Below are 12321 nucleotides of genomic sequence, written 5' to 3'. Positions count from 1 at the left end.
CGCTATCCAAGAATTCAACGAAAGCATTATGGTACTCCAAATGGGCCGTTGGAAAATAGAGCACGATGATGGCCAATGCAATTGCGTAAATATAATCTTTCTCAAAAGGGATTATTTTGATATGTTATAACATTATCAAAACACGTAAATACATTCATACCATGTCATCTACCCACTTAGACCCAAAATGCGTACTAGACGTGCGTAATCTATCCCTGTCTTTAGACCAGAAAACGCTGGTCGATAACATCAGCTTTTCGGTGTATGAAGGGGAGCGGGTGTGTTTGATAGGCGCATCGGGGTCGGGGAAGTCGCTAACGGCTCGGGCGATCAACGGCACGGTCGCGCCGTACATTGAGGTAGCCGGTGATGTGATTGTGAATGGTTTGCCTGTGGCACGACAGCCAGTATTAGCGCGTCGTGCCGAAGCCCGTGTGGCTACCGTGTTTCAAGATACGTTCAGTGCGTTGAACCCATTGATGAGTGTGGGCAAGCAGTTGTCGCTGAGTACCAATATTCAGTCGCGCGACGAGTTACTAGCGCTGCTACAGCAAATGCAGTTGAAAGACGCAGAGTCCTTACTCGCGCGTTTGCCCTCTGAATTATCGGGTGGCCAACGGCAGCGTTTATGCATCGCTTTTGCACTGCTTAGTGGCTCAAACTTACTGGTTGCCGATGAACCGACCACCGCACTGGATGTGCTGAGTCAGCAGCAAGTCATTAAAGTCTTGCGTCAATGTTGTGACGATCATGTGTGCACCCACTCTGAACAGTTACACGGCAGCCCATTGTCGTTGTTGTTTATCACCCATGACATCAGTGTTGCCGCGCAACTGTGTGACCGTGCCATCGTGATGCAGAACGGAAAGATCGTAGAGCAAGGTGCGTTAGCGCAGTTATTGAGTGCGCCACAACATCCCTACACCCAAAGCTTGGTCGCGGCGGCCCAACAAGTCTTTTCGGACATGGCCCAACCCCCAAAAAAGGTTGTTAACGCATGAGTCAGGTGTCTTTTTTACAGTTGGAAGCACTGCGTTATGGCCGTGACCGAGCATCCGATATCATTCCACCATTGAGCTTGAACATCGGTCAGCAAGAGCGCATCGGTTTAGTTGGGGAGTCCGGCTGTGGCAAATCCACTTTGCTGAAGCTCGTGCTCGGCGTGATTCAAGCCCGGTCAGGTCAGATTCATTGCGAAGGCGAGCTGATAAGCATCAAGCCATGGCGCCCGATGAATCATTATCGCAAGTTAGTGCAGTACATTCCGCAAGATCCGCATACGGCCTTACCGCCACACCAAACTGTCGCCACTTTACTGTCTGAACCCATCAAGCGGCTTAAGCTGGGCACCCCTGATATGGCTATGTTGCAGCGCGCGGTAGAGCAAGTGGAGTTGCCACATTCTGTACTGGCCCAAAAAGCCGGAGAGCTGTCGGGGGGGCAAGCCCAGCGTGTTGCGTTAGCCCGTGCTCTGATTATCAAACCTAAATTTCTTCTGGCGGATGAACCCACCAGTGGCTTGGATCTCCCGTTACGTGAGCAAGTCAAAGCTCTGCTTTCGCAGGTATGCGATGAGAATCAAATGGGGCTGTTGGTGGTCACCCATGATATTTCCATGGTGTCAGGGTTATGTGACCGCATGCTCGTTATGCAGCAAGGGCGCATCATCGAAGATCAGCCCACCGTCGATGCCTTGCGAGCACCGAACAATATTTATACCCAACGCCTTCTCGAGGCGGTGCCGACCATTCATGCCAATGCATGGCAACCCTCTTCTTTATTATCGAACTAACTTAAACAAAGGAAATTTTCATGAAGCCAAAGAAAACCTGGTCGTGGATGGCGCTTGCGCTGTCTATCACAGCATTAACGGGCTGTTTTGACGGAAGTGAAGACGCGAAACAGAGCGCCGATGCCGCCGTTCAAACTCAAGACGACCGTTTGAAGCTGGCGATGTTGTTGACGCCTCGTACAGGCCTGTCGCCATTGAGTGATGATGCCTTTAAATTCTCCCGTTGGAGCGTTGGTGAGACCTTAGTATTTTTAAATGCCGAAGGCACGTTAGAACCTAAACTGGCGACCGAGTGGGAGCAGATTACACCGAATGATTGGCGCATTACGTTACGAGAAGGCGTTATGTTTCATGATGGCACGAAAATGGATGCAAGCGCCGTGGCCAATGTGCTTGATAGGGCGGCGAACGCCGCGCCAAAACCACGCATTCTAGACGGTGTGGATTGGACCGTGAAAACCGATGGTGACAACGCGGTCATCGTCAGCAGTAAAGTGCCAGACCCGCTATTGGCGCAACGTCTAAGCAGCCCGCAGCTCACCATTTTAGCGCCAAGCGCTTACGGTGAAAACGGGGCGATCAACCCTGAAAGTACCGCAACAGGCCCGTTTCGTCTGGTCAAATTAAATGGCTCAAGCACAGCCACGGTCGATCGTTTTGATGGCTACTGGGGCGAGCCAGCCAAACTGGCGGGTATTGACGTGAGCTTCGTGCCAGATGGTATCGCGCGTGCATCGGCGTTGCGCACTGGGGAAGCCGATGTGGTTGAGGCGATTCCAGTGTCGCAAGCTCCGCTGCTGGATCCGTCTATGATTCGTGAAGTTGCGATGCCGCGTACCAATACGCTGTATGCGAATATGAACAGCAGCGTCATGAAGGATGCGGGCATGCGCGCAGCGGTGCGTGAAGCGCTTGACCGTCAGCAGCTGATTGATAATGTTTACGAGTCTCGTGCTGACATCGGTGTGGGTTTGCTTGGGCCAGCGCTACCTTGGGCGGCAAAACTACGTCAACCGGTGGCAGCGCCGGTTGCCCCTTCTGATCCAGAGGGCGTGGAGATTGTATTGGGTACCTATACCGACCGAACTGAACTTCCTGAAGTGGCGGTGTATTTGGCTCAGCAATTGACTGAAGCGGGCTTTACCGTCAAGCAAGATGTGCGTGAATACTCGCAAATTGAACAGGATGCATTGGCAGGTAAATTTGACTTGTTCATCTTGTCGCGTGCCACCATGTTGGATCTTGGTGACCCCGTTGCTTACATGTCGAGCGACTTCACGTGTGAAGGTTCCTATAACCTAGCGCAGTTGTGTGACCCGGCGATCGATGACGCCATTGAGGCGGCGTCTGTGTTACCCGCTGGTGAAGCGCGTCAAAAAGCCATCATGAAAGCGGAACGTTTGATCTTGGCAAGCGATGCGGCCATTCCCCTATTGCACGAGCGTGTGATTCAAGGCGAATCAAAGCGTGTTAGAGAGGCCATTTCGGATCCCCGCGAGCGTTTGATTATTTCAACGCAAACTCATCTTGTGTCTTCTGACTCAGCGAAATAAGCGTTTAGCATTTCTATGAAAGCTCGACTACAAACGACGTTACAAGCAGCGGTTAAGACCTTACCTCTTGACCAATCTTGGGCCTTTACTTTGTCTTCACGATTACTGTCCCTTATGGGGATGGTCATCGTGGTGGCAATGCTGCCTTGGCTATCAGGCCAAGACCCCGCGTTGGCATTATTGCGGGCGCGCTACTCAGAGCAAAATCCGACCCCCGAGACCTTAAACGCGATTCGTGAATCCTTGGGCTTAGATCAAGGTCCGATGGCGCTGATGTTGTCTTGGCTGAAGGGGCTACTGCATGGTGATGCTGGCGTGTCATGGGTCACCGGAAAGCCTATATTAGGCGATATGTTGAGCGCGGCAGGGGTGTCCTTGACGCTGATGGGGTTTGCCTTAGGCGTGTCGTTTGTACTGGCTTTGTTACTGTGTATCCCAACCATCCGACGTGGCCTGCGAGGTCAGGCCTATCGTAGCAGTGGCGCATTCGCGGTGCTGTTGACGGCCTTACCCGAATTTGTCTTGGCTTCGATGTTGTTATTGGTCGGCTCAGTGTGGCTAGGATGGTTACCGACGTATGGTTGGAAAGGCATTTCGTATGTGGTCTTACCCGCGCTAGCGTTAGCGATTCCCACCGCGGGTTACCTAGGACGGCTATTGTCCGACAATATCGCACAAGTCTTCACTGAGGCATGGGTCGCCACGTGGAGTGTGGCCGGTGTGAGTCGGTGGCACATCGTTTTAGCGGTGCTTCGCCGTGCCCTGACCACGGTATTGCCCATGATTGGACTGACGATTGTGGCACTGACGGGCAGTGTGGTGGCCATTGAGAAAATCTTCGCCATCCCTGGCATTGGTCGTGCAACGCTTGGAGCGGCGGTGTCGAAAGACGTGCCATCCTTGCAGCTGGGCGTGTTGTTCATGCTCGTGTTTGCCTTCTTTATTGGTATGCTGGTGAATGTCTTGAAGGCGATGATTCTCGGTCAAGCATTGCGTCAGGGGGCCATGCCGATTCCAAAAGAAGCGGATGTCATTCTGGCCAAGAGTACACGTCTGATCCCCGTGTTGTGTTTACTGTTATTGGTCGTTATGACTTGCGCTGGCATCATACGTGATCCTTATTCGGTTGAATTTATGCGCTTACAAGCACCGTCGTTGGCGCTACCGTTTGGTGCCGATGCGATGGGGCGTGATTTGTTAGCACGCTTAGCACACGGCAGTTTCTACACCTGTGTGTTAGCGATCGTCGTGGCGTTGGTGTCTTTGCTTTTGGGCTTTGTTATTGGGCAGTTCCCTCGTTTGATGGCTGGTCCCATTGAAGTCGCGAATGCATTGCCACCGATTTTGAGCGGCCTATTGGTCGCGGCTGTCTATGGTCCTGGGCTGGTGGGTGCCTCCATTGCTGTGATTTTAGTCAGTTGGGCGCCGTTGGCCGCCCATGCTTCAGCACTTACGGCCGAAGTGAAAGCGCGCCCATATGTTCAAATGCTGCCATTAATCGGCGTGGGAGTGATACGTCGCAATGTTTTTTACGTGTTTCCTGCGGTGATTAAACCCCTGTTACGTCATGCGATGTTACGCGTTCCCGGAATCGCTTTAACGTTGGCATCGTTAGGGTTCTTAGGCTTAGGCGCTATGCCTCCAAGCCCAGAATGGGGGCGTATTTTAGCGGAAGGCTTACCCTATATTGAGCGCAGCTACTGGGTTGTCTTAGCCCCTGTAAGCGCCTTGGCATTGCTATCGGTATTGGCCGTCAGCACCGCTAGTGCATTTGGCAACCGTCGATAACAGTATCGGCGGCAAACCGCTCTAAGGTTCACCTTCTTAGACTTTAGAGCGTTGGTCAGCCCTTAAATAACGTGCGAAAAACGTGCATTAAAGTAAATAGTGCTAATGAAATAAGCACTCTGTTGGAATCTCCTAGTTAGTACGTTAACGTCGAAGGCATAGGGTGTATCGAAAGGACGAAGTTCGGGTTTCATATCGGTCAAATGGATTGGCTAAAAACGGATTGAACAGGACACCAACGAACAGAGAGCATAACTTTCAAAAATGCCGCGCGACCTGAAAAGCGACAAGAGTAGGGGCAATCAATATAGGAAGGATGAACAATGGAAAATTACGTTATTGCAACCAATGCGGACTCTAAAGTAGAAGCGTTTTATATTGATGAATCCGGCACAGTAATGCACACATGGCAACTTGATGATTCAAGCAAAACCCAGTGGTCTAAGCCGCAACCGTTACAGGGCACGTGCAGCAAGACTGGCAGCAATGAGCCACTGACAAATGCGACGCGTGTCGAAGCGTGTACCAATCCAAATGGCCAAATCCAAGTGGTTGCCTACACCAAAGAAGGTGGAAAAGATGGCACCTACTACATCTGCTACCAAACGCCGGGATTCTGGAACGGCTGGAATAAAATTACGCAAGAGTAATTAAGTGATCTGATTTTTTAAAAAGCTCCCTATGGTACGCGTCATAGGGGGCTTTTTCGTCATAACCTCGGTCACCAGTCCTTATCGCCATCTTGCAAATACTTCCTTGACGAGTTTATGTCTTACTTGGTTTGGCCTCACGCTATGACGGTTCAAGTATGAATCTGGAATTACGCGTATACTAGTCAGCCATTTACCTGTTTTAGGATCACATATATGTCGCTTCTGTTTGAAGAGCTGGACAGCCAAGACTCGCCGTTAGGTGAAATTTCCCTGCGTAAGCGCCGTATCCCTGCTTTGGGGGATCGTGATATCTATGAAGTGAAACTGGGCGAAGAGTTTTTAATGTCGAGCATGTTTGTCGCGGCGGAAGAAGCTTTATCAACGCTAGGTTTGGCGCAGGTAGAAGGCGAGCAACTAAAAGTCGTCGTGGGTGGCTTGGGGTTAGGTTACACCGCGGTAGCAGCCTTGGCCGATGAACGCATTGCTGAGCTGTTAGTCGTGGACGCGTTAGAAACTGTGATTCATTGGCATCAACAAGAAATGGTGCCCTTGGGCAAAGTGCTTAACGCCGACCCTCGTAACCGCTATGTATTAGGCAGCTTCTTTGACTTGGCCACGGCCCCAGAGACAGGCTTCGACCCGCAGCACGCCGGCAAAAAGTTCGACGCGATTTTATTAGACATCGACCATTCGCCAACGGAATACCTCAACCCTGCTAACGCTGGGTTTTACACCACCGCGAACTTGACCTTAATGGCAAACCAACTGGTTGAAGATGGCGTATTTGCCATGTGGTCGCAGAACCCACCGGAAGACGACTTCATTGCCTTGTTGAAGACCGTATTTGAAACCGTCGAATCCCACTTAGTACCGTTTGAAAACCCATTCCAAGGCGGCATCGCCACCAACTCGGTTTACGTCTGCAAACGCCCGATTCGATAAAGTACAAAACGCTTTGAAGACTCTATTCCATGTGTTTAATTCGCTTGCGCAATCCTCGTGCCTCGGCCACGTCAGCGCGAATTAAGCAACATGGAGTATCGCTACTTATGCGTATGAGCATGTTGCATCCGCGATCAAAGCAACAGCTTTGCCCCGCAGCATCCGAACCGTAGGAGCGCACTCCGTGCTGCGACCTGTACGACCTCGCTGCGCGAGGGAATTCGCATCGCAATCTAGACAACTTTCCTCTAGGTTGCCAGTGCTCCCGTGTTGGTGCTCATTAACCTTATTGCAGACTCTATCCCATGTATTTAATTCGCTTGCGCCATGTCTCATTCTTCGACCATATCTACTTTAAAGAGTGCGCGAATTAAGCAACATGGAACATCGCTAAAATGCCGCGTACGAGCGGATTGTATCCGCGATCAAAGCGGCAGCTTTGTTTAGTTGTACGACCTCGCTGCGCGAGGGAATCAACGCCGCAATCTAGACAACTTTCCTTCTAGGTTGCTAGTGCTCCAGTGTCGGTGTTCATTAACCTTATTGCAGACTCTATCCCATGTATTTAATTCGCTTGCGCCATGTCTCATTCTTCGACCATATCTACTTCAAAGAGTGCGCTCATTAAACAACATGGAACATCGCTAAAATGCCGCGTATGAGCGGATTGTATCCACGATCAAAGCGGCAGCTTTGCCCTGTAGCATCGAATCTCACGTAGGAGCGCACTCCGTGCCGCGACCTGTATGACCTCGCTGCGCGAGGGAATTCGCATCGCAACTAGACAACTTGATCCAGTGTCGGTGTTCATTAACCTTATTGCAGACTCTATTCCATGTATTTAATTCGCTTGCGCCATGTCTCATTCTTCGACCGTCAGCGCTCATTAAACAGCATTGAACATCGCTAATAAACTAAGTCAGAAGATTCGAGGCTTGCACTATCCAGATGATGTGCAGGCTAGGAACAGATGCTGTAAGCATGAAAAGTTGTATATGGCGGTGGCGTTAGCACTTAGTGAGGTCAGGGTATAAAAATAGATCAGATCATAAAGTCTGAGGGAAGCGCTTGCCTCTCTGGTCAAATCACGCTACAAAAGGGTACATTATGAACCAACATAGCGGCGATCAAAGACGATCTGAAGCGGCATAGTCCAAACAGACTCTGATGCTTAGCGAGTTATTTAACAGGGACGTCCCACCATGAAAAAAGCAAATCCTCTATATAGACAACTCAGCCGTTCAACAGTGGGTTATACCCGCAGCTACGCTGCCGTATAACCCTTAATTGTTATACCTACAGTAGACCGGACAACTTATGAGCGATGAACTAATAGAAGAATTAGATCTGGCAAATTCTGGAGCCTTACCTTCGCCGTTTGGTAGGGCGGAGTTTGAGGTGCTTGGATCACCTGCCTCAGTACAATCAAAAAAGGCTGTTCGTGACGAGTATCTCAATGCAATAAGGGAGCAGTTAAAGGAGATTAAATACTTAATGTGACTTGGCTACTTCCGGCCAAAAACAGGTATGAAACCGATGCAAGATCCGATATTGATAATTGTTTAAAACCGATAATTGACGCATTCACTGGGCCGGACGGTTTCTTTATAGATGACTGCCAATTGCGAGGGTTGTATATATGCTGGCGACATATTGAATCAGACAATGAACGGCTACATTTTGAATTTGAATTTCAAGCTGATCAATATTCTTTAAAGGAGGAGCTTGCTTTCATTCAGCTAGAGGGAGCGCTTTGTACTCCTGTAAACTTAAATTGGCCATTAGCTGCCAAGGTTTTGTGGGCAGGGATGCTCAAGTCAAATCAGACAAGTAAAAATATTCTAGAAAAGCTAGGAGTTAGCTACCCTAAAGTTGCAGGTTTTTTAGGTGGTGGGCAACCGTTCCACCGAACTAGAGTCAATGATTTTAAATTATTGCCACTAAGTGAGTTTGCATGTTTGGGTGCAACTAGTGAAAAGGTATAACAAGCAAAGGCAGTGCGACGGAAAAAGCGCCGCGCATGCTTTGGGCGTTATGTTACTTAATGGAGATTGGCATTGATTTCAGATTCTGTACCTTGGAAACAAGAATGTTTAAAAATCGCAGCAAAATTGGCGAAAAGGTATAATCAAAAAAAGTGGTCTGAAAGATCTCTGTTCACTTTAGAAAAAGAAGTCTTCCTGGGCTTGTTTGCACTGAGAAAATTGATGGAGTCAAATAAGGTTACTGATGCTATAAAAAACACTAAAGTTGAATTAGCTATATATCCTGCAAACGATAAGCCTATTACATTATTAAATCAGCATAAATTTTCTGAGCTTTACGATTTGTATGCAGGTCAAAAAGAAGCTATTAGCTATTGGGACATATGTAACCAATTTATTCATAGCTCTATATTTGCACCATTTTTTCCTTTTGGTAAATCACTTGTTGGCTTTTACATTGCATCAGACAGGGCTAAAAAGAAAAAACTGTATTATATTCAGCTAAAAATTTTAGTAGAAATGTTAGAGAGTGTTGGAAATGATTATCCTAAACATATTGAAATTACCTTTAATGAAAAAGCTAAAAATTATAAGGTTGGTTCTGCGTAATTAGTAGCATAAAAAGAAATAAACAAGGACAAAAAACAGCGGGTTTTTATCACTTCATTCCTATTTTAGCTCACTATTTTTGCCTGTTAATTGGGCGTTATGAGTTTTCCAGAAGTTAACCTTCAGAGGTATGAATGTCAGAGCTATTAATGAAAGAAGTAATCACGACAGTAACGTCGAGTGCTGTATTACTTGGGGTAATAGCATATTTGATACGTTCGATAGTTAAGCATATTTTGGACAAAGACTTAAAAGTACATGCAACACAATTGCAAGCAAAAGCAGATGTTCAAATGGCTATTTTCAAAGATAACTTGGAGAAGGAGCGCACAAGGCTTCAAGTTTCATATGGGGGCATTTTTGAACGACAAGCCGATGCAATTATCGAGTTGTATGGGATTGCTTTAGCTATAGAAGGCAGACTTAATGACGGAATTTCAAAGCCAGAAGCAAGAGAAGAACTCCATAACCTAGTCCTCAAGTTACGTGCTTTCTATCATCAAAATAGAATTTTGTTTCCCGAACGTCTTGATCATTTAGCTAAAGATCTGTTGGGTCTCGGTATAAATATTTATTCTGAGTCATCAAATGGAAAAATCCCTAGTGACTTGTACTTTGCTTTGACAGCAACAAAAGATGAAGCAATTCGTGAAATAAGATGTCTTTTATCGACAAATGTGCCATCAAACTCATAACAAAGCGTTTAAGAGAGATTCATGCCGCGTGGCATTTTGGTATGCGGCGAGTTTTGGTGGTGAAAGTGTCTGCGGAAGGTTGGTTTGTGCGGCACTCACCCCTTAACGCGGCGTTAACTCCCCAAAGGACGATCATGCAACCAAGTGATTTAAGGGTGTTTATCCCGAGTAAGGATCACGAAGAATCCCAATCATTCTACAAGGCGTTGGGATTTCAAATGGAGCCTGCCAGTGATGATTTAACTATTTTTAGCAAAGGCCCTTGTACATTCTTTCTGCAAAGATTTTTCAATGAGGAATTTGCAAAAAATCTGATGCTTCAGCTTATCGTGTCAGATATTCAAGAGGCATTTGATGTTATATCTAAAATAAAGGGCATTGATATCAGGTTTGAGCCAATCAAATCGGAGCCTTGGGGAAAGGTCATTTATCTTTGGGGGCCATCAGGGGAGCTGTGGCGTGTCACTGAGTTTAGCAGTTAACAAGTCAATAATGTCACTTTGAACATCGATAGGATGGGAAGAGCATGAAGATGTTAGCCGATGATATTTGGATTTTTGATGGCGAGTCTGTGCCGTTCTTTGGGTTGCCTTATTCCACGCGGATGACGGTGGTTAGGTTGTCTAGTGGCGATCTTTGGGTTCACAGTCCGATCAAGTTGTCGGCGTCCATTATGGAGCAGGTGGACAGTTTGGGCGGCGTTAAATACTTAATCTCGCCGAATCAATTACACCATTTATTCTTGTCTGAATGGATGGCGGCTTACCCTGATGCAGAGGTTTATGGCACAGATGGGGTGATGAAAAAACGCAGTGATTTGTCTTTTCATGCGCCGCTGAATAATTCACAACGTTATGCTTGGGATTCAGACATTGAGCATGAGTTGTTTACTGGCTCGCCATTGATGGAGGAGTGTGTGTTTTATCATAAAGGCTCAGGTACGTTGATTGTGACGGACTTGGTAGAGAACTTCTCGGGGAATGAGTTTAACGGCTGTCAACGTGTGGTGGCGAAAGGTGCGGGTATTTTAGCGCCGAATGGCAAGACACCTTTGGATTGGCGGTTAAGTTTTATCTTTGGTAGGGCGAAAGCCCGAAAACACTTTAATAAAGTGTTGTCTTGGAACCCTCAAGTATTGGTAATGGCACATGGGGAAATTGTCAGCGAAGAGACGGACAGGTTCTTACACAGGTCTTTCAAATGGTTACTGTAGCAAGCCCTTGAATAACCCTGCCAGTCTCGCGGTTAACCCTTATTTCTTAATACGAATCTTGCTGCAAAAACGCTGAAATATCGTGGTACATGTCATCGTGAAGTGCAGGACGTGTGCTTTCGCCATCTCGGCATACGATGCTGTCTCCTGGTGACTCTTCTTCCAAAATGGCTTCTGCACCTTCTTTGCAGAGCTGCATAAAGCTAAAGTGCAGTGCTTCGCTGTAGGTTTTGTAGCGACGTTTTAAAAGCGGAATGTGCTCGGCCAAAAAGCCGGTTTCCAGCTTCTCATCTAAGTCACCGATATCAATGCCGGCAGACAGTAATAACGCTGGCGTTGAGAGGGTTTTTAAGCTGTCAGTCGATAATCCTCGTGCGAGACCAAGGTCCAGTGAGACGATTTTTTGAATACGAGAGTCCTGTAAATTCGATGCGTCAGAAGGCGCTTTTTGTGTCAGGTCCATCTCGTCAATGACGGCTGTGATTCTAGGGTTAGGGTAGCGGTTGTATTGCGCTAACAGCTGCACTGGGTCGGTCTGAGCGCCTGCAAGTAACATAACCGTCCAACCACCTAGGGAATGGCCAATAGCACTGATGCGGTGTTGATCAATAGCGTCTTGCCAAGTGGGGCTCGCCAGCAGCCAATCTAATGTGCGGGTGAGGTCTCGTGGTCGTTGCCACCATTGCTGTGCCGCTGCTTTGTCATGGCTATAAAAGGTGGTTCCGATGTGATCAACGCCAGCCACAATGTAGCCATCTTGCACCAATCGCGTTGCTAGCCAGTTTAAATTACGCCAACTACCACGGTAGCCATGGGAGAGCAGTACCAGCGGAAAGCGTCCTGCTTGCAGGGTGGCTTCTTGTATGACCGAGGTGCCAAGGAAGACGCTGTTTTCAGCGACTTGAGTGATGGGCGATTGGTCTGTGGTTGGATACCAGAGGGTCACTGGCACAGGGCGGTCGGACTCTTTGCCAATCTGAGTTTGAGTAAAGCCCACTTGATAAGAGGGGCTGCTGGCAGACACTTCCATAGCAAACAAAAAACTGATCAGGATTAGAAGGTATTTCATCGCGGGTGACTCCTTAGTGTTA

The 12321-nt window shown here is 47.9% G+C and carries 13 protein-coding genes; 12 read left to right on the top strand and 1 reads right to left on the bottom strand.

Translation table 11 applies throughout. The features are described from left to right. The first annotated feature begins 161 nt into the window (after positions 1-161). The 12 genes from ACPUEK_RS01920 to ACPUEK_RS01865 all read left to right on the top strand — a co-directional run bounded on the left by ACPUEK_RS01920 (position 162) and on the right by ACPUEK_RS01865 (position 11230). Positions 162-1001 carry an ATP-binding cassette domain-containing protein gene (locus ACPUEK_RS01920; protein WP_425642134.1) on the top strand — a complete coding sequence of 280 codons (840 nt, stop codon included), beginning with the start codon at positions 162-164 and terminating at the stop codon, positions 999-1001. Beyond that, on the top strand, positions 998-1792 hold the full coding sequence (locus ACPUEK_RS01915) for an ATP-binding cassette domain-containing protein (RefSeq protein ID WP_425642132.1): 795 nt from the start codon (positions 998-1000) through the stop codon (positions 1790-1792). The genes ACPUEK_RS01920 and ACPUEK_RS01915 overlap by 4 nt, the downstream gene beginning before the upstream one ends. 20 nt (positions 1793-1812) lie before the next feature. Beyond that, positions 1813-3345, top strand: coding sequence for an ABC transporter substrate-binding protein (locus ACPUEK_RS01910; RefSeq protein ID WP_425642131.1), 1533 nt, complete (start codon positions 1813-1815; stop codon positions 3343-3345). Between the two features lie 15 nt (positions 3346-3360). Beyond that, the gene (locus ACPUEK_RS01905; RefSeq protein WP_425642130.1) at positions 3361-5133 is read left to right on the top strand and encodes an ABC transporter permease subunit; all 1773 of its coding nucleotides are present in this window, start codon (positions 3361-3363) and stop codon (positions 5131-5133) included. Positions 5134-5456: 323 nt separating this feature from the next. Beyond that, entirely contained in the window at positions 5457-5783 is a 327-nt protein-coding gene (locus ACPUEK_RS01900) for a hypothetical protein (protein ID WP_067220594.1), read from the top strand. Positions 5784-5999: 216 nt separating this feature from the next. After that, positions 6000-6728, top strand: a complete 729-nt coding sequence (locus tag ACPUEK_RS01895) for a spermidine synthase (protein WP_425642129.1) — start codon at positions 6000-6002, stop codon at positions 6726-6728. A 1317-nt stretch (positions 6729-8045) separates the two neighbouring features. Beyond that, positions 8046-8228, top strand: coding sequence for a hypothetical protein (locus tag ACPUEK_RS01890; protein ID WP_425642128.1), 183 nt, complete (start codon positions 8046-8048; stop codon positions 8226-8228). After that, entirely contained in the window at positions 8225-8713 is a 489-nt protein-coding gene (locus ACPUEK_RS01885; protein ID WP_425642127.1) for a hypothetical protein, read from the top strand. The genes ACPUEK_RS01890 and ACPUEK_RS01885 overlap by 4 nt, the downstream gene beginning before the upstream one ends. A 72-nt stretch (positions 8714-8785) precedes the next feature. Beyond that, positions 8786-9322 (top strand): hypothetical protein, encoded by a 537-nt coding sequence (locus ACPUEK_RS01880; RefSeq protein WP_425642126.1) that lies wholly within the window; start codon positions 8786-8788, stop codon positions 9320-9322. A 149-nt stretch (positions 9323-9471) separates the two neighbouring features. Next, positions 9472-10017, top strand: a complete 546-nt coding sequence (locus ACPUEK_RS01875; protein ID WP_425642125.1) for a hypothetical protein — start codon at positions 9472-9474, stop codon at positions 10015-10017. Beyond that, positions 9981-10499: a hypothetical protein gene (locus ACPUEK_RS01870; protein WP_425642124.1), complete on the top strand. Its 519-nt coding sequence runs from the start codon at positions 9981-9983 to the stop codon at positions 10497-10499. The genes ACPUEK_RS01875 and ACPUEK_RS01870 overlap by 37 nt, the downstream gene beginning before the upstream one ends. Positions 10500-10543: 44 nt before the next feature. Beyond that, a complete protein-coding gene (locus ACPUEK_RS01865; RefSeq protein WP_425642123.1) occupies positions 10544-11230 on the top strand; it encodes a DUF4336 domain-containing protein in 687 nt (228 codons plus the stop codon). 46 nt (positions 11231-11276) lie between these two features. Here the strand turns inward: ACPUEK_RS01865 and ACPUEK_RS01860 are convergent, their stop codons facing one another. Continuing rightward, entirely contained in the window at positions 11277-12299 is a 1023-nt protein-coding gene (locus tag ACPUEK_RS01860) for an alpha/beta hydrolase family protein (protein ID WP_425642122.1), read from the bottom strand. Positions 12300-12321: the final 22 nt, after the last annotated feature.

Origin of the sequence: Marinomonas gallaica (genome assembly GCF_049821165.1) — a bacterium.
Lineage (GTDB): Bacteria > Pseudomonadota > Gammaproteobacteria > Pseudomonadales > Marinomonadaceae > Marinomonas > Marinomonas gallaica.
This window is presented reverse-complemented; position numbering and strand designations above follow the sequence as displayed.